The sequence below is a fragment of the Paraburkholderia sp. GAS448 genome (genome assembly GCF_050435685.1).
Lineage (GTDB): Bacteria > Pseudomonadota > Gammaproteobacteria > Burkholderiales > Burkholderiaceae > Paraburkholderia.
In genome coordinates this window covers 1-17626 of sequence record NZ_JBNDKT010000071.1, presented here as the reverse complement: position 1 = coordinate 17626, position 17626 = coordinate 1, and the positions used below count along the sequence as shown (strand labels likewise).

Annotated in this window: 20 protein-coding genes and 1 pseudogene; 11 read left to right on the top strand and 10 right to left on the bottom strand. The window is 59.2% G+C overall.

Annotated features, from left to right (window positions below):
- Nucleotides 1-792 precede the first annotated feature (792 nt).
- Nucleotides 793-1806 carry an IS110 family transposase gene (locus tag P3T23_RS45145; protein WP_429322500.1) on the bottom strand — a complete coding sequence of 338 codons (1014 nt, stop codon included), beginning with the start codon at nucleotides 1804-1806 and terminating at the stop codon, nucleotides 793-795.
- 167 nt (nucleotides 1807-1973) lie between these two features.
- Nucleotides 1974-2303 carry a hypothetical protein gene (locus P3T23_RS45140; RefSeq protein WP_429322499.1) on the bottom strand — a complete coding sequence of 110 codons (330 nt, stop codon included), beginning with the start codon at nucleotides 2301-2303 and terminating at the stop codon, nucleotides 1974-1976.
- A 183-nt stretch (nucleotides 2304-2486) separates the two neighbouring features.
- Here P3T23_RS45140 and P3T23_RS45135 point away from each other — a divergent pair, with 183 nt between their 5' ends.
- Nucleotides 2487-2621, top strand: coding sequence for an entericidin A/B family lipoprotein (locus P3T23_RS45135; protein ID WP_154565978.1), 135 nt, complete (start codon nucleotides 2487-2489; stop codon nucleotides 2619-2621).
- 184 nt (nucleotides 2622-2805) lie between these two features.
- On the opposite strand, the gene P3T23_RS45130 is transcribed toward P3T23_RS45135, so the two are convergent.
- Complete coding sequence (locus tag P3T23_RS45130) at nucleotides 2806-2964, bottom strand: DUF3309 family protein (protein ID WP_429322084.1); 159 nt, start codon at nucleotides 2962-2964, stop codon at nucleotides 2806-2808.
- Between the two features lie 688 nt (nucleotides 2965-3652).
- Entirely contained in the window at nucleotides 3653-3982 is a 330-nt protein-coding gene (locus tag P3T23_RS45125; protein WP_429322498.1) for a hypothetical protein, read from the bottom strand.
- Between the two features lie 243 nt (nucleotides 3983-4225).
- Between P3T23_RS45125 and P3T23_RS45120 the strand changes: the two genes are divergently transcribed.
- Both P3T23_RS45120 and P3T23_RS45115 read left to right on the top strand, forming a co-directional pair.
- A complete protein-coding gene (locus tag P3T23_RS45120) occupies nucleotides 4226-4546 on the top strand; it encodes an SRPBCC domain-containing protein (protein WP_429322497.1) in 321 nt (106 codons plus the stop codon).
- 21 nt (nucleotides 4547-4567) lie between these two features.
- Nucleotides 4568-4771, top strand: a complete 204-nt coding sequence (locus tag P3T23_RS45115; protein WP_429322496.1) for a hypothetical protein — start codon at nucleotides 4568-4570, stop codon at nucleotides 4769-4771.
- Nucleotides 4772-4855: 84 nt separating this feature from the next.
- Here the strand turns inward: P3T23_RS45115 and P3T23_RS45110 are convergent, their stop codons facing one another.
- On the bottom strand, nucleotides 4856-5038 hold the full coding sequence (locus tag P3T23_RS45110; protein ID WP_429322495.1) for a hypothetical protein: 183 nt from the start codon (nucleotides 5036-5038) through the stop codon (nucleotides 4856-4858).
- Nucleotides 5039-5243: 205 nt separating this feature from the next.
- Here P3T23_RS45110 and P3T23_RS45105 point away from each other — a divergent pair, with 205 nt between their 5' ends.
- Both P3T23_RS45105 and P3T23_RS45100 read left to right on the top strand, forming a co-directional pair.
- On the top strand, nucleotides 5244-5369 hold the full coding sequence (locus P3T23_RS45105; RefSeq protein WP_429322494.1) for a hypothetical protein: 126 nt from the start codon (nucleotides 5244-5246) through the stop codon (nucleotides 5367-5369).
- Between the two features lie 531 nt (nucleotides 5370-5900).
- Nucleotides 5901-6314, top strand: a pseudogene (locus tag P3T23_RS45100) (transposase); the annotation flags it as partial.
- Between the two features lie 5 nt (nucleotides 6315-6319).
- On the opposite strand, the gene P3T23_RS45095 reads toward P3T23_RS45100, so the two are convergent.
- Complete coding sequence (locus P3T23_RS45095) at nucleotides 6320-6640, bottom strand: PRC-barrel domain-containing protein (RefSeq protein WP_429322502.1); 321 nt, start codon at nucleotides 6638-6640, stop codon at nucleotides 6320-6322.
- A gap of 207 nt (nucleotides 6641-6847) precedes the next feature.
- Complete coding sequence (locus P3T23_RS45090; RefSeq protein ID WP_429322493.1) at nucleotides 6848-7174, bottom strand: hypothetical protein; 327 nt, start codon at nucleotides 7172-7174, stop codon at nucleotides 6848-6850.
- Nucleotides 7175-8810: 1636 nt separating this feature from the next.
- Between P3T23_RS45090 and P3T23_RS45085 the strand changes: the two genes are divergently transcribed.
- Both P3T23_RS45085 and P3T23_RS45080 read left to right on the top strand, forming a co-directional pair.
- Nucleotides 8811-9281: a PRC-barrel domain-containing protein gene (locus P3T23_RS45085; RefSeq protein WP_429322492.1), complete on the top strand. Its 471-nt coding sequence runs from the start codon at nucleotides 8811-8813 to the stop codon at nucleotides 9279-9281.
- Nucleotides 9282-9426: 145 nt separating this feature from the next.
- Entirely contained in the window at nucleotides 9427-9615 is a 189-nt protein-coding gene (locus P3T23_RS45080) for a CsbD family protein (RefSeq protein ID WP_429322491.1), read from the top strand.
- A gap of 502 nt (nucleotides 9616-10117) precedes the next feature.
- Here the strand turns inward: P3T23_RS45080 and P3T23_RS45075 are convergent.
- From P3T23_RS45075 to P3T23_RS45065, 3 genes are all read right to left on the bottom strand, one after another.
- Complete coding sequence (locus P3T23_RS45075; RefSeq protein ID WP_429322490.1) at nucleotides 10118-10510, bottom strand: PRC-barrel domain-containing protein; 393 nt, start codon at nucleotides 10508-10510, stop codon at nucleotides 10118-10120.
- Between the two features lie 105 nt (nucleotides 10511-10615).
- A complete protein-coding gene (locus P3T23_RS45070; RefSeq protein ID WP_429322489.1) occupies nucleotides 10616-10792 on the bottom strand; it encodes a CsbD family protein in 177 nt (58 codons plus the stop codon).
- 604 nt (nucleotides 10793-11396) lie between these two features.
- Complete coding sequence (locus P3T23_RS45065) at nucleotides 11397-12260, bottom strand: sensor histidine kinase (RefSeq protein ID WP_429322488.1); 864 nt, start codon at nucleotides 12258-12260, stop codon at nucleotides 11397-11399.
- Nucleotides 12261-13397: 1137 nt separating this feature from the next.
- Between P3T23_RS45065 and P3T23_RS45060 the strand changes: the two genes are divergently transcribed.
- The 4 genes from P3T23_RS45060 to P3T23_RS45045 all read left to right on the top strand — a co-directional run bounded on the left by P3T23_RS45060 (nucleotide 13398) and on the right by P3T23_RS45045 (nucleotide 17293).
- On the top strand, nucleotides 13398-13592 hold the full coding sequence (locus P3T23_RS45060; protein ID WP_429322487.1) for a hypothetical protein: 195 nt from the start codon (nucleotides 13398-13400) through the stop codon (nucleotides 13590-13592).
- A gap of 219 nt (nucleotides 13593-13811) precedes the next feature.
- On the top strand, nucleotides 13812-15131 hold the full coding sequence (locus tag P3T23_RS45055) for a cation:proton antiporter (RefSeq protein WP_429322501.1): 1320 nt from the start codon (nucleotides 13812-13814) through the stop codon (nucleotides 15129-15131).
- An 892-nt stretch (nucleotides 15132-16023) separates the two neighbouring features.
- Nucleotides 16024-16233: a hypothetical protein gene (locus P3T23_RS45050; protein ID WP_429322486.1), complete on the top strand. Its 210-nt coding sequence runs from the start codon at nucleotides 16024-16026 to the stop codon at nucleotides 16231-16233.
- Between the two features lie 31 nt (nucleotides 16234-16264).
- Entirely contained in the window at nucleotides 16265-17293 is a 1029-nt protein-coding gene (locus tag P3T23_RS45045) for an SGNH/GDSL hydrolase family protein (protein WP_429322485.1), read from the top strand.
- Nucleotides 17294-17626: the final 333 nt, after the last annotated feature.

Genomic DNA, 17626 nt, shown 5'->3' with positions numbered 1-17626 from the left:
AAGCGTGCGCACTCGATTTACAGTCGAGTTGCGGATCGAGTGCGTAGGCGTAGGACGGTGCGGGAGCGAGTCCGGCACTGATGGCGGTAAGCACGATTAGCAGCGTGTTGAGAACGGCGTTTGTCATGGTAGCGGTGAAAAAGATTCTTTCGCACTACACGTTCTCACGTACTACAGGAAAAGTCTGTACGGTAGCGGTCTTCGATTACCGCAGATAGCGCCCATCATCGCGGCACGATCCCTCGCCGGAGATCGGCAAGAGCGACTGCGCGACCTGCGCTCCTCGCAGCACCACCGGTCCATGACGATCCCGCTTTTCCCGGCCTCGATGCTCGAGCAGTACGGCATCGCTGATCGGCCAGTCAAGGGACGCCCATTAGCCGGCCGGAGTCAAGGGTAAAAAGAGTACGTCGCAAAACAGTTGCGTCAATTCTCGGTGACAACAGCGCGCCACCTTCACTCGTGCAAACACTAACCGCGCCCGTTTTCTCACTCGGTGGTTGCGAACCGAATCGCACCAGACACCCATCGGGATCAAGCCTGTCGCAATGCTCCGCGACTGCCCTGGCGGCAGTTGCCGCCCCAGAGAAACTTTGGTGCCAGGCCGTGTCCAGGGGAGTGCTTGCATTCCCTGTGGCTATCGCCATGACGACGACGCCAGTCCTTTGATGGCTCACGGCCTGGGCGATTCAGCGTTCTGCATCCGTTCAGATGGCACAAGGGCGGCGTCCAAATCATTCGGGTGGCTTCACACCAGTGCCTTGTCCTGGCTCGCCGCCCCTGGCCAAACCGTTATCCGAAACACAGGTGCACATCGAAGGGCTTCTGGTCTCGCAGCATGTGGTAGCACGCCCGCGCAAGCTTGTGTGCCAGAGCCTTGAGCGCCAGGACGCGGTTCGTCCTGCTCTTCTTGCGATCGTAAAAGCTTCTGGACTGCGGGCAGTAACGCATCGCGAAGTTCGCTGCCTCGACAAACGCCCACGCGAGATACTTGTTGCCGTTCCTGGTATTGCCTTCACCCTTCTTCCTGCCGTTACTCTCCCTCAGGCTGTCAACATAGCGACAGTAGGAACTGAAGTTGCCGACCTGGGCAAAGCGGCTGATCGATCCGGTCTCGAGCATGATCGTGGTCGCGAGCGTGTCGCCGATGCCCGGCACCGTCCTGAGCAGGTGGTACTCGGCACGCAGACTCACGCGTTCCCTCAGTCGCTTCTCCAGCGCTTCGATCTGCTGCCCCAGCGCCTGGCTGACCGCGCGGTTGGCCTCCACGGCCAGCGCGACATCGGGCGCAAAGGCAAATTCGTCGACCTGGCCAGCCGTCAGCCGTTTGACTGCCTCGCCAGTTATTCTGCTCCCCGTCTGCCGCATCAGGATGCCCTCGATCGAAAGGATCTGCGCTGTGCGATAGCGCACCAGTTGCAAGCGCTTGCGTGCCAGGTCGCGTGCGCCGCGTTCTTCGCGCGGATAGACATAGCCCTCGGGCAGCAACCCGAGCCTCAGCAGCTGCGCCAGATAGGCCGCATCGGCGAAATCGCCGCTGTGCTTGAGTCCGTCGTATTTCCTGATGGCAGCGGGATGGGCCAGGTGTACCCGGTAGCCTCTGTCCGTCAGTCCATCCACCAGCCAGTACCAGTTGTACGTGCTCTCGACGACCACACCCGCCAGTTCGTGCCGGTACGGCTCAAGCGCCGCCGCGATCTGCGCGAGCTCGTTTGGCAGGCGTTTCTGGTACACGATCCGGTCGTTCTCGTCGCTGACGATCACCACGCAGTTGTTCGAATGCAGGTCTATGCCACAATAGTTCATGTCGGTCTCCGCAGGGTCAAAGTGCGTTTCGCAAACTGACTTTAACCCTCGTCGCATAACCGCGGCGAGGAGGCCGGCTACATGATCATCATTTGCGTGACCGACCTGAAAAGTCATTTCATGGCTTGTTCCACATAGTCTGACGGGCTGCGAGACGTTGAGGCGCCTCAAAGTTCCTTCACGTGGATCTTGTCGTCAATAATGTCCTTGCCAAATTGCATCGCGAGGCCGAGTGCATCGACGGATTGCGTGGGATCAGCGTCGACATACTGCGTTGCATTGCGCTGTGGTTCGATGCCGGAAGACAGCGGCGCGTCAATCCTGACGACTGACGAGAAGCGGCGCGGCCCTTTGGCGTATGGATCGCGGTGCGGCGGAAATACCTGGGTTGAATAGGCACTCAATACGTATCCCTTGTACTCGATGGTGGGGATGCGGCCGGGGCCCTCGCTCAAGCCCGCGGCTGCCTGAAATTCCGGGCAGCACGGGGTACTCACGCAACACCTTGGCACGCAACGCATCATCATGATCCAGGGTCGACGCGCCCGGAACGTCGGCGGGTCACGGCACTCCGTCACGATGCCGCGTCAGTCGATGCCGGCAGGCGAAGCAGACAGCACCGACAGCAAAATCATCTAAAATTAATCTGGTCCGATCCTGATTTGAACAAGGGGAAGATAATGATTCGATTGATTGCATGGATGCTGATTGCTGGTACCGCAGTCCTCGCCGGCTGCAGCACGATGGCGGGCGCAGGCCAGGACATTTCGAAGGGCGGCCAGGCGATCAAGAATGAGGCACAAGAGCCCAAGTAAGGGAGCCAGTTGAGGGAGCGAGCCAACGAAGTCAAGAGCCGGGGTCAACAAGCCCATTCGCTGCTAGTCATCGCAGCAAACGCGGCGCCGTGATGGTGCCGCGTTTTCAATTGCGCGTAGTGATCGCAGCGCTTCCTTTTTCGCAAAAAGACCACTCGTCAGTAAGGGGGACCTGTTGTCATTGTTAAATTCGTCCCATTAGCAACAGGATGAGCAAGATCACCACAATTACACCGACAATGCCGCTAGGGCCATAGCCCCAGCTCCGGCTGTGCGGCCAGCTCGGGAACGCGCCAACGAGAATCAATATCAAGATAATCAGAAGAATTGTACCTAAGCTCATGGTCTGCTCCGTTTATCAAGCACGAAACGTTTTCTGCATGAGTATCGCGAGGTTCGCCGGGGAGTTCGCTCCAACGTTCCACATTCTGGACTTTTGATTCTTGAACTTTTTCCCGCTTACCTTCAATGACATCCGCAGTCATTTCAATCCCTCTTGACGCGTAATTCAACTAGCAAAAAAACAAAAATACACATGGCATTTTATTCGGGTTCCTTCAGACTTCTCCGTGCGTTTAGGGGCCTGCGAGCGCGGCAGATCTAACCAGTGAGCCATGTCCAGATCACTCGCTCTTCCATCCGCGGCTCGTTCAGTCTGCCGGCCCAGCGGCGACTTCGCCTCAGACGGCTTTTCACTAACTCTGCTCATGGAGGTCCAGCCCAACCAGTGCCATCAACGCCATGCCATCGATTCTATTGATAGTGCAGTGCAGCGAACGTACAAACGAGTCCGAATCCTGCAGTCCCCTTAACGTGATCGGGCGCTCAGCGGCAAGCACGTCCCGCACCCGAGCAGCATGCCAAGGGTGCCTCCGACAAGAGCCCAGCTATTCGTCGGGCGAAAGTTGGAAGGAAATCGCCTGCAAGACACCTCTTCTGCGCCGGCCGAGGCCAATGACAGGTTGAGGGGATCCGCGGCGAAAGAAATGTGGGTTCGCCGTTATCAAACCTTCTTAGTGCGTGTCGCCCCTTCAATGGGCCGGGTGCCCCCCACGCTGCTCGGAGTCTTCGCGCGGCTTGTGCGTCTCACCGCCCGCACCGGGGAAAAAAACGTTCAACGCGTCCCGGACACCTTCTGCCAGAGTCGCCTCCGCGCCGATAGCCTCCGTTTCGCCAGACCTGGCCGGGTCGGCGCTCAAGCCGCGCCAATGAGCAAAGACGAGCAAAGGCTTTTCGGTCCATTCACCGCCGCCAAACTTCGCAAAGGTCGTTTCCCCACTCACAAGTTGCACTTCGTACCATCCATCGCGGACAGGGGTGTATTTGTCCAGCGGAAACCAGTTGGTTGTTGGGATTCCCATAAATTCCTCTTTGCTCTGTCGCTGCCTGTCTGTCGAAGTGCCGATCCAGCCAGACTAACCAGTGGTCGATCTCGTCGCGCAATCGCTCGACGCTGTTGGGACCTCTCGCAGGGCCTCGAGCCATTCGAGAAACGTGCATTCACCGCGCTCTTCCAACGCCTTTTAATTATAGAACCTGCCACCTTTGGTACCGCATGTGGCTCGCCCCAGGTTCTTGCTCTTATTGATTGTTCAGACTACACGATGCATCTTGTGCGTTTGATGCCCGCACCGCGTGCCAGGGTGTTCGAGACATGGTGGGAACCTGACTTCATCAAGCCGTGGGTGGCGTCGGGCGCCATGACTGTGCCGGCTGCGCCGGTCGACTTCCGGCTGGGCAGCCTCGACGAAATCCATATGCAAGGCGACGAATTGTTCGTGACCCGTGGCGAGTCCCGCGAAATAGTTCCTGATGAAAAACTCGTCTTCACTCGGTGCTGCAGTGCATTCGATCTTCGCGAGGCCTTAGCGACAATTAGCCTGAAGGCCTTCATCGCTGTCGCCTGGAAAGGGGGGCGCATGTAATGAACGTATGCAAGGTAAGAAATGGCAACAGCAGCAGAGGGGATTGCCGAGGGGTTGACCATCGAAGTCGCCAGGGCAAAGGCGCGGATCGACGCGGCGGTGTTGGCGGGCGTCGACGTGACGAAGGCACATCGTATGCTGGCGCTCTTGGAGCAGGAGCTTGCAGACGCGAAGAAGCGCGTAATCGAGGAATTCTGTTGCGTGCCCAGCAACCCAAATGCATAACGCTCGAGGTCGACCGTAGAGCGGGCACGACAGGCCGCTTTCGAGCGGTTTTTTCTTCGCACAGCGCTTGATTGCAAACTCGAATCAAGGCCAGAGCATTCCGCCGATCGGCGCGGTACTGGACGAATCGACGCGGTGAAGTGGCTCACGCAGGCGTCGTCCGGCTACGGCAAGCTGACGAACCTGTCCGACCTCGAGCCGCATCCGGTCCACATACTGCGGACTGCCGGTCACCACCCAGGCAGCAGGCTTGATCGTCAGTGTCATTCTTTCCTCGTTTTCGGTTGTTCGGGCTGCGGGTCACGTCCGCGTTGCGTCGGTGCCCTCGTACACGCATCCGGGGGCGTCACATAGGTCACGTCGTCGCAGCAGCACGCATAGACCGGGAACCCGTACGCATTCGTGCGGATTATGGTCGTTGGTCCGTGCAGCGGACACACCGCGTTCGCGTTCATGTCGCCTCCTGAAACTCATGATCGACTGGCTCGATCTCATAGACGCGGCTCGTCAGTTCGGGACGGCCAAACAACGGTTCGACTCGTCGATCACGTCGGGCGAGGCAGCCCTTGCCGGTCCGGCGCTCGAGGAGGGCGCCTGAAAACGATCCACAGCAATATTCTACGACCCTCCCCACGTCGTGGGCACGATGGATGTATGGCGCAAATGGCGTCCGCTCATCCATCCCAAGGGCACGACGTGGCCGATTCGAACAAACTTTTGACGACCTCCGGGGCAACGGCGATGACTGGCCTTTCTAGGTCGAAGCATGCACACCATGCTCCTCGCCGGTGTCAACTTGCGACGAAGGGACATTTAGATATCGGTCGAGCCTTACTCGACAAGCATTTGCGCGTCGCGAAGGAAATATGTCACGAGCGTGGTGAAACGAGTGGGCGTGTTACTCGCGCAGATTCCGACGCCTGATCAACGGCGATTGGAGCGAGACAGCGCAGTCCGCTGCGGTCCTCTGCGTGGGACAGCAGAGCGGCCAGAACCTGTCATTCCGCTCGAGTACTACGCGGACGTTTGAAGGTCGGCTCCACGCTGACTCAAGACGGCGTTGGCGCACGGATAGGGCAATGAAAAGTGTAGGTAATAAAGTGAGAGCCCGATTTTTCTGAAGCGACGCATGCCGCACAAGCACAACGCCGATCGTCGGCATCACATCCCGACGATGGCGCACCGCGTGACGAACTGGCCAGAGTACGAAGCGGGCCTGCGCAGCCGGGGGAGCCTGACGCTGTGGATCACGCCCGGGGCGCTCGCGCAGTGGCATGCCCCTCGGCGCACCACGCCGGGCGGCCAGCCTCGCTATCCGGATCTGGCGATCGCGACCACCCTGATGCTGGGCAGTGCATTGTGGATGCGTTTGCGCCAGGCCGGAGGCCTGCTGGGTTCGGTGGTCCGGTTGATGAAGCTGACGTTGCCGATCCCTGATCACACGACCCTAAGCCGACGCGCGAAGCAGCGATCCGCCGTCAGTCGCGCGCCCTTGCCCGACGGTCCACTGGACGTGCTGGTCGACAGTACCGGGCTGCAGTTGGCGACTTAAAGATCTAGCGTCCGGCCTTCGACTCCGCCCCGAGTAGCCTGCCAGTAGAGCCGCTGATTGTAGTGCTCGTGCAGCGACGAACCCCACTGCGGGTCCCACATTGCGGGCCAATGGTCCTTGTCGAAGCCGGGCGCGTTCTTGATGCGCTCGGCGTTGATGCCGAGCCGGACGCACTTCTCGTAGGTGTCCAGCATCAGCGCGCTCCACGGAATAGCGTAAAGGGTGCTGCCCATGCCCAGGAACCCGCCGCTGGACAGAACGGCGCATGCGATCCGACCGCCGCGCACGTCGAGCATGACGTCGGAAATTTTGCCGATATCTTCGCCATCCGAAGTGACGACTTCGCGCCGCTCCCGCCAGTTGCAGGTTGGGCGCTGGGGTCAAGTATGGTCATGATGTCCTCCTCGTGAAAAGGCCAGACCTGATCCCGCGACAGTCATGCCATGGTCGAGTGCAGACACGGATCTGCGCACGATGGCTAACCTTCGCCCGAGTCCACGGCACGGCTGTCGTTACTTAACGAACTAATGCAACTGTTTTTTTAGATCGGAAAGTTCAGCATGAACGGAAGTGACCGCACTTCTCACTTTCGCATTTACATTGGTCGCACGTTGACACGCCTGCTCTGCACGGTCGCCGACCTGCTCCAGGTCGTCTATCCATTGACGCATGCGATTTTCGTCTTTTGACTCCATTATTTTCTTTGCGCCTTCGGACTTTTTATCCAGTTGATCAACGCAATCCATGAGCTCCTTGGGCAGCGAGGTGTCGGCGTGACAGGTCTGCGAAGCTTTCTCGATGGTTTGCTCCAGATGGGTAAAACGTTTCTGGATTTCACTGGCTTGCAGCATGATGAAACTCCTCCTCGAAGGTTGTTCCACTCCAGGCCTGGGCGCCGTTTTGCCGGATCCCAGCCTGGCACCGCCAGCCTCGGCCGCTTGAACCAGTTGGCACAATGCTGTGCTGCGGTTTCTGGCCAATCAACGCGTGGCGGCATTGTTTACTATAGAACTCTCCCCTGTAATCAAACAGTACCCGTTCCTCCGCGTGGCGGAAGCGTGCCGGAAGAGGCCGCCCGTTTCTCCGACTGCTGAAGAAGTCCGCCCCGGTGGCGTTTATCTGGAATCGTGCGGGTTGCGGCGGTGTGCGCTGCACCATTTGACCCGACCCGGGACATTTGGACCGGAGCGATCTGGCGATAGTGGCGGATCGAGGCCGGAGGCATCACGGGGTGACCTCAAGAGACGCATTTTCGTCCCCGGGCGTCAACCGGGGCGAGCAGCGACCGTACCGCGTAGCAAAAACCAGTTGCCGCGTAGCCGCTCGATGGACTCACTTCGGAGACGGACGGCAGGATCGATCACACGATGGAACCGGAACAGCGGCGTGACGAACGGGGAAGGGCGTCGACCGCTACCGTACAGACTTGCCGTGTCGGCAGTGAGGATGTATTGACGGACACATCGCGTCCTGGCGGGAAAAGCGTCGGCGGCTCGGCGTGCGCAAGATTGCTTCCACTGCGATTTTCGCAGCGTGCGATGCGGTGCCCTTCGATCTCATCGTGACATAGCGCGTACCCGATCAGATGCTGCGACCAGGAAGTGGGACGCAGACCGGCAATCTTCATGCGGTAAGCTCAGCAAACCTACCATCCTTCCCTCTGCCCGGACTCATATGCCCGCTGGTCGTTGGAGTACGAGGAATGATTCATGTGGTCGTCGGATGTGCGCCCCTGATTCCAGGCGTTTTCATGACCACCGCCATACCCCCCCCGTTTCGATCGCCTCGATAGCCGTCGCCGGGTGCCCAAAAGCATCCGGCCAGCACGGTGGTAAGAGCCGCAAGACAGACATAGACAGACGTACGCATATTGCTCTCCTTCCCAGTCGCACCCATCACTTGTATTCTGCACGTCCGGTTGGTCTCAAACCCGCAATCAGTAGCAATGCAGCGCTTCCATGGAAAGAGCGTGGTCGGCGCTGTCAAGGTGTGGATGAGTCAGCTCCCGTTCGGGCTCGGGTACGGCACCGTACCGACCGCCATTCCGATTGCGCGCATCGTTGTTGTTGGGCGCTTTGATCCCCATGCTCAATGTCTCCGGTCCTCAACCCGCACGACAGGTGGGTGGCGGATACTGCAGCGAGAGGCGACGCCCGTGCGACGCGGCCGTTTGCATAGGTCGTACTAGACGCGATCATCGCCAGGACGGCTGAAAATTGGGCTCACTGCCGTCGTCAACTGCTGGCCTGGAAACCGGACAGTGGGCAACGACGGCTCCGAGAGCGCGGGCCACCGGAACCGGCATTCGGGCCGGTGCGGGAAGTGCGCTTGAATGGAACACTCGATTATGCTCGCGTGGTGGCGGGCACTGGCAGACGACGCGAATGGTGGTCATGCGCGGCATATCGCGTGACCGGTGCGCCGTCCACATCACGGCGAGCCGGCGAACCGCGCCGGCGTCCCGCGAAATGAACTCAGGAGGGAATCATGACGACACTCGACCCGACCAATCGGCCTTCGACCAGCAGTACGGGTGCGGCGATTGTGGGCAGTGGGACTGGCGAGGGGCCCGGACCCAACGTAATGGCGGCTGATACGCTGAAGGGCAATAAGCTCTTCACGTCTGACCGGGAGGACATCGGGAAAATTTCTGAGATCATGCTGGACGTACGCAGCGGCCGGATCGCCTATGCCGTGCTGTCAAGTGGGGGCTTTCTCGGCATGGGTGGCAGGCTTTACGCCATTCCGTGGAGTGCGCTGACCCTGGACACGGACGAAAAGTGTTTTCGGCTCGAGGTCACTGCGGACCGGGTGAAGAATGCACCCTGCTTCGACAAGGACCATTGGCCCACGATGGCGGATCCGCAGTGGGGTTCGTCGCTTCACCAGTACTACAATCGGCAGCCGTACTGGTTACCCACGCAGGACGTTGCCGGGAGCCGCCCGCTCGAACACTGAAACGCACTCGCCATCCAGACAGGCTAAAGATAGGGATAACTGATGATGTTTACCGAATGCTGACCCGCCGGTTGTGCCGTGTCAGAGCCTGATCGCAACAGGCAGCAACATCATCCGAAGGTCAGTTACGCACTGGAGGTTCACCATGAACAAGGATCAAGTCAAGGGCACCGCGGAGAAGGTAAAAGGCAAGGTGAATGAAACCATTGGCCGGGCCACGGGCGACACGAAACAGGAAGTCAAAGGCGATATCCAGCAAGCGGTCGGCCAGGCGCGAAAAAATCTTGGCGACGCTAAGGAAGCAGTCAAGGATGCCATCAAAAATCCTCATTGACCTACAGTGCATCACGGGGTCTATTCCGCGTTGCAGTGGAATTCAAGCAACGGGGCGCATCTGGTCGTGCGGCGGGCGCTGATCTCTAATTTAGTTGTCGCCCCCTGTCGTTCATAGCGGATGGTCCGCGGCCGGCTCCCACCGGGCCGGCCAAATGCTGCTCGCAACCGGTATGTTCGATGTCTGCGAGAGAGATATGATGGTCCTTGCTGGACATCTCAGCGCAGGAGCAAGTCATGCCTTCAGACCCGACCACAAAGCCGATTTATCGGCCCGGCTTACCAGCGCATCCCTTTCACGGCGGTACGCCTGACACCAAACCACTGACTCCGAAGCCGCCGCCCGGCACCCCAAGCGACGTTCCCGATTCCTCTACATTGGAGCCTGTCCCGCACGTCTACCGGAGCGGGGAGTCGTCAAGTCCGCGTGCTGCACGCTATGCCGACCATGATCATCGCTCACCGTTCGCGACGGCGCGCCGCATCATGACCGGCGGCATCGGCTAGTCAGGCGCATATTTGAACTCGGGCAATGCCTTCAGGGACTCCCTGGTCGCGTCCGGCAGCCGTATCTGCTTATCGACGATCTGCAGGCTACCAAACGGTATCGCGACGAAATGGGTTCCAATACCGAGAAAGCCGCCCACCGAGAGGATCACGTAGGGGACCCGATCGGTTGGACTAACGATCAGATCGTCAATCGTTCCGATCTGGTCCTTGTTGCGGTTATAGACGGGCGACCCATTGATCTTCGAGGCTCGATACCCCGTCGCCAGCTGGATCACATCAACGCGCTTCCCTGTAATCGTTTGTGGCGTCCCCTGAGCCCGGAGCGTTCCCATGGTCAGGGCCGTTCCGAGCACGGCGACCGATACCAAAGCGATAACCTGTTTCATCGTGCTCCTCCTTTGTGTGCATCTCGCGGTTCAAATGCATACGCCCAGAATGCGTGATGGGAGCGCTTTGCTCACTACCGAGCGCTCAAGAACCGCGCGAACACCCTACGGCTGCTTCCTGAGTTGCTCCTTCGCATCGCCGTACGCGGCTTGTGTCTTGCCGACGGCCTGTTCGATCTTGCCCTTCACCCTGGTCGTTTCATTTCCCGTGGCCTTGCCGACCACTTCTTTCAGTTTTCCTTTTGCTTGCTCGATGCGGCCTTTTACCTGATCCTTGTTCATGACACTGCTCCTTGAAAATAACGGCTGACCGTACTCGCGGATGCGCGCCGGTCGCCCGTTTCCAGATGGAACGCCCGGCAATGACAACCCGGGAATGGCCCCTCAAGCAAGAATTTCGCGCCTATATCCGGCCCAGAAGCAATAACACCAGCACGACGTGTCCCAAGGGCAGATCAACGCGAACCAGATGAGGTGACAGACGCGCCCACTCTGCTTTTAGCAACACGGAGAGCAGGTGATTTGCTTTCGAATGATGCTCGTTTGCCATGTGTCGCTCCCCGACATATGGTCCAGAAACTGCCTGTCCTGGCCGAATTATTCTTGGCGGTATCAGGTATCGACGGCAGTTGTATGAACGCGGCAGACGGACTGGCGAGGATGCCGTCGCGTCGCAACGCGCAGCCAGTATTCCCTGAACGCCTGGTCTGGCTGAACCGCTTTTAAATTATAGTTCGCGCACGGTAGCAGGTCACGGTGTGCTGTGAAGGGCTCACCGGTGGCTCGCTATTTTCCAAACGACGATTCTTTCAGATGATGGAGAGTGTCTCGCCTAAGGGCCGCCGGGCTCAGTTGCAGACTGAAGTTTGTGGCTGGATTGCCGCCGTCACGCGGGCTTGCGAGCTACGTGCCGCTCGATCACGATGGGCAGCCGGAGCGTGAATTCGCTACCGGCACCGGGCCCGTCACTGGTCGCCGACACCGTTCCGCCATGTGACTCGGCGACGGCTTTCACGACGGCAAGACCTACCCCCAAACCGCCGGCACTCGCCGCAATCGTTCTGCTGGATTGAGCGAAGAGGTCGAAAATATGTGGCAGAAGTGCGCCTGATATGCCCAGACCATTGTCCTTGACGGATACGACGAGGTCCTTTCCGTCCGAAAGGACATTCACGGTGATGCAACCATTTTCAGGCGTGTATTTCACCGCGTTATGCAGGAGGTTGTTGACGGCCTGCGCAAGACGGACCGGGTCGCCCTCGATGCGTAGTGTCCGGTCGGCGATCTGCACCGTGAATGTCTGGTTGCGTTTAGCCGTCGCCAGTGCAGCCGCGGCGAGCGGGCCGGCCAGAAACGCGACCACGTCGACGCGGTCCTGACTCATGCGAAGGGCGTCCCGATCGATCCGGGTAGCGTCCATCAAATCCTCGGCGAGCCGGGCGATCTGTGCGATCTGCCGGTCGATCATGTCAAGCGACCGAAGCACCTCCGGTCGATCTGCCGATGCCCTGCGGATGAGCTGGGTGGCGAGCTGCAGCGGAGTGAGTGGTCCACGAAGCTCGTGCGCCACCGTTGCGAGAACCTGATTCTTCAGTTTCGGCGCGCCGACACGGTCGCCGACCGGCCGGAACCCATTGAAGGGGACGACGGTAGACTGCCGCAGCGGTTCGATAATTTCATCTGTCCCATCGGCGTGGCGCGCGTCGTAAGTGCCAACGGACCACCGGAAAGACGTTGAATGAACTGACATGTTGATCCCCATAATCGCACCCTTCGGTCGCGATGCACCGATAGCCGGCGGTTCGCCAAGGCCTGCCTCGCGAGAGTGCCCCGAGGATCACTGCTACGCGCAGGTTGAAGCAGCACGATCTCACGAACGATACGGTAAGTCTGTACGGTGGCGTTCAGCTCAGTAAAAACAACCACATCGAGCATCACAGGGATGGGCAGTGGACAGGCCCGCCTCGGCGCCCCGACTGCCTGCAGCGATTGATCTATTGCTCACGGCCATCTTCTGCAACCAGCACTGACAAGGTACCCGTCTTTAGCTGTCCGTTCACTGCGGTTTATCCTCTGCGGGAGGCAACGGTCGCATCCTGGCCGACGCAAGCTCGCCCCGTTGGGGGAGACGATCAAGCAGCCAGTTAGCCACGGACGACTTGTGCGAGAGGATAGCGTCACCCAGTTGTAGATGGTCTGTGCAGTCGGCTCGAACTCCTTTTCCAGTTCCTCCGGCCTGCGTCCGGCCTTCACGAGCTCGACCATTTGCGCCCCGAAATTCCGCCGGGTACGGGGTACGATGCTTGCCCATAATCGGCACCTCCTTCTCCAAAGGATAGATGTCCGTTTTTCTGGGTCAACCTCAGTCAATCCCGAGGCTTAGCGTCGACGCGAGCGATGGTGTCCTCTGCGTTCGCGACTTGCCTGGCACAGGCTGCGTCTTCACCATCTCCCTGGCTCGTTTGCCGTTACGGCAGGATATGACGGCGTTTGAGGAATGCATCAGCGCAACAGGCACGACGAACTCACCCTGGCATGTTCGTCTCCCACATCGTTCTCGACGCGCTTGACAGATTTGAATTGACGTTTCCGTACCGCGTTCGGATTCGATCTCGCTCAGTGTCGCAGACACGGCTTCCCGGTGGGATCGACCGGTTTCCGATCGCTTTGCCGAGGCCCGTCGTCAGTCTGCCGTTGTCACCTCTATCCGGCCGCGCACCAGGTCCCTGTTCACGACGCCGCTCGCTGAAAGCTTTCGAGGGGAGCAGGCTGACAGAAACAGACTGCGCCTGGAATGATTTTCGCAAATAACCGTTTAAGTAGACGCTATCGTACAGACGGGAAAAATTCTTCCGATCCATGATGATCTGAATAACAGGAGGCCGCCATGTACATCCAACTCTCCCCCGAGGCCGCCCAGACACTCAAATCGCTTGATCTCATTCCAGATTCCGAGGCAGCGACGCCACGGTCGATAGCGGAGGAATTATTGAGCGTCGGGCTTGCATACGAATCACGTGCTTGTGGCGTTATCAACATGACGGCCGCAGGCCGGGTGTGGTTGAACCAGCGCGCCGCATAGCTCGTAGCAGCTGGCCGAAACAATTGCGCCGTGTCTGGCGCACCCGATCACGGCCATAGTAGAGAATGTAAGCGCAGATCAAACGACACGGGTGGGCTGGCAATATCGATCATCTGATCGAACAGACGCAGCAGCCTTACCCGTCAGGCGAGCGACATTGGCCGCCACCTTGCTGACATCAGATGTTGGACATAACCTCGCAACTCCGGGATGCCTGCTGTGCTTGACGCGATATGGTGCCTCATTGTCGGCGGCCTGCTGATGTTCATGGGCCTCATCGGGTCCGCGCTCAAGCGGCTGCCGGTCAGCGCTGCCATGCTCTATCTGGGAATCGGTTTCGCGCTAGGACCGGCCGGCGTGGGCTTGTTATCAGTGCGACTACCGGACGATGTCACTTACCTCCGTATGATCGCTGAGGTTGGTATCCTCGTGTCGCTCTTTGCGATCGGTTTGCGCCTTCGTGTGCCGCCGTCTGACCGAAGATGGGCGCTGCCGCTTCGGCTGGGCATCCTTGCCATGATGCTCACCGTGGTGTCCCTTGCGCTGCTTGGAATGCTGGTATTTCATCTGAGCGTCGGCGTCGCAGTCCTCCTGGGTGCGATGTTGGCGCCGACGGACCCCGTGCTGGCGCAAGACGTCGGAGTACGCGACGCGGGGGATGTCGAGCTTGTGCGCTTCACGTTGTCCGGAGAAGGCGGACTGAACGATGGGACGGCCTATCCGTTTGCGTTGCTCGGGCTTCTGCTGTGCGACAACGCGGGGCGCGAAGCCGTGTCCGGCGTTTCATGGGCCTTCGTCGGAATGGCCGCGTGGGGCGTGATCGGCGGAATCGGCGGCGGCTGGCTGCTCGGCATCGCCACAGCCCGGCTCGTCGCGTTCATGCGCAGCCGTCACGGACAGGCGCTCGGTCTCGAAGGATTCTTCACGCTTGGCCTGATCGCCCTGTCATACGGGATTGCACTCGTCATTCACAGCTACGGTTTCCTCGCGGTGTTCGCAGCCGGCGTTGCCATGCGGCAAGTTGAGCATCGGTCAAGTGGTGAAAAGTCTTCAAAAGAGACCGTAGGGACTGTCAACACACAGGACGTCGAGGCTACCGCCACTGATCCTCAAAAGGCGCATGCCTTCATGGCGGAGTCCGTGATGGGATTCACTATCGAGCTGGAGCACATCGCCGAAGTCGTCTTGATCCTGCTGATCGGCTCTCTTGTTTCACAATACTGGGCAGCCATGCTCACCTGGACGAGCGCGGCGGTGGTAGCCGCGTTGCTGGTTGTCATTCGACCGCTTGCTACGCAGATCTCATTGGCCGGTTCTTCTGCCTCGCATATACAGCGATGGCTAATAGGCTGGCTCGGTATCCGCGGTGTGGGGTCCTTTTACTACCTGATGCTCGCAATCGAGCGCGGTCCGCGTGCGGAACTCGCCCCCGTCGTTCCATGGATACTGTCCGCAATTTCCGTGTCGGTTGTGTTGCATGGAATATCGGCTACGCCGCTCATGCGGCGCTACGGGCTCGTGAGCGCCCACCACGGCTGACAAGCCAGTTTATCGTCGAGCCTTGCAATCCGCACAACGAACGTCGCACCGGGCGCCCGGATTCGACTGGAATTTCGCCGGTCATGCGCATTCACAAACGGTGCCATGGTCCGCGATGATCGACAGCCCTCGCGTGAATTCGCTGGCAGCCCACGGCCACGCGCTGCTTGATGACACGGCCACGTGAATCGGCGCTGGTCTTCACGAAAACGAGGCCTGTCCCCTAACCACAAGCCCTGGCGGTCAATATCCTGCCGGCGCGCGCAAGAAGATCGAAGACATGGGGCAGAAGCGCATCCGAACTACCGAGGCTGTTTCCCCGACGCAGATGATCCGATCCTTTCGTTCTACAAGCACGGCGAGTTCGACGTTGCCTGGATAGGCAGCGTGCATTTCAGGGCGTTAGTGGAGAGCGTCCACAGGATGTACGCAACTGCCGAAGATGTCGGTACGGTCCCGTACCGGACGGCTGGATGTCGAAGCGCGATGTCAGGGTCTGCCACGCTACGAGCGTGTAACGAGCAAACGGCCGTTTTTGGGGACTTTGCCTGCTAGCGTACCGAGTTGATCACGGGGTTCGTGTAGCGTCTTGTACATGGTGACGACTTCAAGACAGCCCGCGTCGGGATCTGTGTGGAATTCGGCCAGACAGTACGTGGGATGCGCTCAAATGGATTTAACGAATGCATATCGCACAGATCGCTCCGTCTTACGACGCTGTTCCGCCGGAGTTCTATGGTGGCACGGAACGCGTGGTGTCGTACCTCACCGAATCCACTATCGTACAGACATGCCCTGTCGCATGTGAGAACGTAATGTTGCGTCCACCGTGCACCCGTGATTCCCGGGTCTCTGTCGCGAGGCGCCAATTCCTTTATCGTAGGAAGCCAAAATGAAAACGCTCAGAATCATCAGCTATGTAGGTCTCGTGGCAATTGCGATCATGCTGCTGGTCGCGATGTGCGCGATCCTGCAGGACAGCATGATTTCTCACCGTGCGCATCGGCAGGAATTGACCGGCGGCACACTTTCCAGTCCTGGCTCGCTGGATCACTTCAGTTCAGTCGCCCGTTACCGATATTCGGCTTCCAGATTAATCTAGAAAACTCCAGCATTCGGAAGACAACTCAGTCATGAAAAATCCGTGGATGAACAATGACAAGGTATGTGCTGCAATTCTTGCCGTGGTGATTTCACTGTTTGCCGCGTGCGGCGGGCATGGAGGTGGCTCGAGTAACGGCAGTGGCGCGGCAACCCCGGCGGGCGGCATTGATCTGCAAGTTGTCTCGTTCGGCGACAGCCTGTCGGACGTTGGGACCTATGCGCCGATCGCGAAGGCGGTCGGCGGGGGGCGTTTCACGACCAATCCGGGCCAAGTGTGGTCTCAGGATGTTGCGCAATACTACGGCGATACGCTAAGCGCTGCGTTTACGATCGACACCACTCATAAGTTGAGTGCGCAAAGCGGCCTCGGCTATGCGGAGGGCGGCGCCACGGTGGCGACGCCAGCAAGCCTGTACGACTTTCTTGCCGACGTGATCGGCAATGTCGAAATGCCCGTCAACCAGCAGGTTTCGAGCTATCTGGCCGCTCACGGTAGTTTCAATTCCAATCAACTGGTGCTGGTCTGGGCGGGCTCGAACGACGTGCTTCGTGCCGGATCCCTGCCGGCCGCAGCGCCGACCGTGCAGACGGCGGCAACCACTCTGGCTCAGATTGTCGGACAGATCGCCCAGAACGGCGCCACTCATGTCGTGGTGGTCAATGTTCCGAATATCGGACTGTCGCCCAAAGGCATCGCCTCGCCCGACGGCGGGGCAAACCTGACCCAGTTGTCGCAAATCTTCAACGATAGCTTGAACGCTGCCTTGCAGGCCAATGGCCTGCAAGGCAAGGTTATCCAGATCGATTCTTATACATGGGTGGACCAGATCCTGGCGAACTTTCAGGCCAATGGCTTCGCCGTGTCAAACATCGGCGCCTGCGACCCTGCGAAAACGCCGGATGACACGGCCTTGCTGTGCTCGCCGACTACCTACGTCACGGCCAATGCCGATCAGACGTATGTGTTCGCCGACGACCTTCATCCGACGACGCGTCTGCATGCCCTGTTCGCCCAGTTCGTGGAGCAGCAGATCGCCAGGAGCGGTCTGGGTCACTGAGTCTGAGAAGATGATGACTCGCCAACCAATTGTCGCGAGATCGCGGCAACCTTCATCAGTTTCTCCACTCAGTTCAGTTGGCTCGCTAGTGCGGCGGACGCGGTCCGGCGCCAGGATGTCATAGACCTGCTCGAGCTTCTTTGCCAGCGGGCGGTCAAGCGCATATTCCAGGTCAACGTGACGGCTGCTGCGTGAACGGTGATCATCCCGCTGACGACGTTCTCCACCTTAGGCTCATGGCTTACCTCAATCCAACATAGCCGAGCACAAACAGAACGATGACCACGGCCCCTACGAGCCAGACGATGTTGTACATGACACGCTCCTTGAATT

What these genes read in the sequence shown, in the direction of transcription:
- P3T23_RS45145 (WP_429322500.1), bottom strand. Translation starts at nt 1,806, where the DNA reads ATGAACTATTGTGGCATAGACCTGCATTCGAACAACTGCGTGGTGATC.
- P3T23_RS45135 (WP_154565978.1), top strand. Translation starts at nt 2,487, where the DNA reads ATGATTCGATTGATTGCATGGATGCTGATTGCTGGTACCGCAGTCCTC.
- P3T23_RS45130 (WP_429322084.1), bottom strand. Translation starts at nt 2,964, where the DNA reads ATGAGCTTAGGTACAATTCTTCTGATTATCTTGATATTGATTCTCGTT.
- P3T23_RS45125 (WP_429322498.1), bottom strand. Translation starts at nt 3,982, where the DNA reads ATGGGAATCCCAACAACCAACTGGTTTCCGCTGGACAAATACACCCCT.
- P3T23_RS45120 (WP_429322497.1), top strand. Translation starts at nt 4,226, where the DNA reads ATGCATCTTGTGCGTTTGATGCCCGCACCGCGTGCCAGGGTGTTCGAG.
- P3T23_RS45115 (WP_429322496.1), top strand. Translation starts at nt 4,568, where the DNA reads ATGGCAACAGCAGCAGAGGGGATTGCCGAGGGGTTGACCATCGAAGTC.
- P3T23_RS45110 (WP_429322495.1), bottom strand. Translation starts at nt 5,038, where the DNA reads ATGACACTGACGATCAAGCCTGCTGCCTGGGTGGTGACCGGCAGTCCG.
- P3T23_RS45105 (WP_429322494.1), top strand. Translation starts at nt 5,244, where the DNA reads ATGATCGACTGGCTCGATCTCATAGACGCGGCTCGTCAGTTCGGGACG.
- P3T23_RS45090 (WP_429322493.1), bottom strand. Translation starts at nt 7,174, where the DNA reads ATGCTGCAAGCCAGTGAAATCCAGAAACGTTTTACCCATCTGGAGCAA.
- P3T23_RS45085 (WP_429322492.1), top strand. Translation starts at nt 8,811, where the DNA reads ATGACGACACTCGACCCGACCAATCGGCCTTCGACCAGCAGTACGGGT.
- P3T23_RS45080 (WP_429322491.1), top strand. Translation starts at nt 9,427, where the DNA reads ATGAACAAGGATCAAGTCAAGGGCACCGCGGAGAAGGTAAAAGGCAAG.
- P3T23_RS45075 (WP_429322490.1), bottom strand. Translation starts at nt 10,510, where the DNA reads ATGAAACAGGTTATCGCTTTGGTATCGGTCGCCGTGCTCGGAACGGCC.
- P3T23_RS45070 (WP_429322489.1), bottom strand. Translation starts at nt 10,792, where the DNA reads ATGAACAAGGATCAGGTAAAAGGCCGCATCGAGCAAGCAAAAGGAAAA.
- P3T23_RS45065 (WP_429322488.1), bottom strand. Translation starts at nt 12,260, where the DNA reads ATGTCAGTTCATTCAACGTCTTTCCGGTGGTCCGTTGGCACTTACGAC.
- P3T23_RS45060 (WP_429322487.1), top strand. Translation starts at nt 13,398, where the DNA reads ATGTACATCCAACTCTCCCCCGAGGCCGCCCAGACACTCAAATCGCTT.
- P3T23_RS45050 (WP_429322486.1), top strand. Translation starts at nt 16,024, where the DNA reads ATGAAAACGCTCAGAATCATCAGCTATGTAGGTCTCGTGGCAATTGCG.
- P3T23_RS45045 (WP_429322485.1), top strand. Translation starts at nt 16,265, where the DNA reads ATGAAAAATCCGTGGATGAACAATGACAAGGTATGTGCTGCAATTCTT.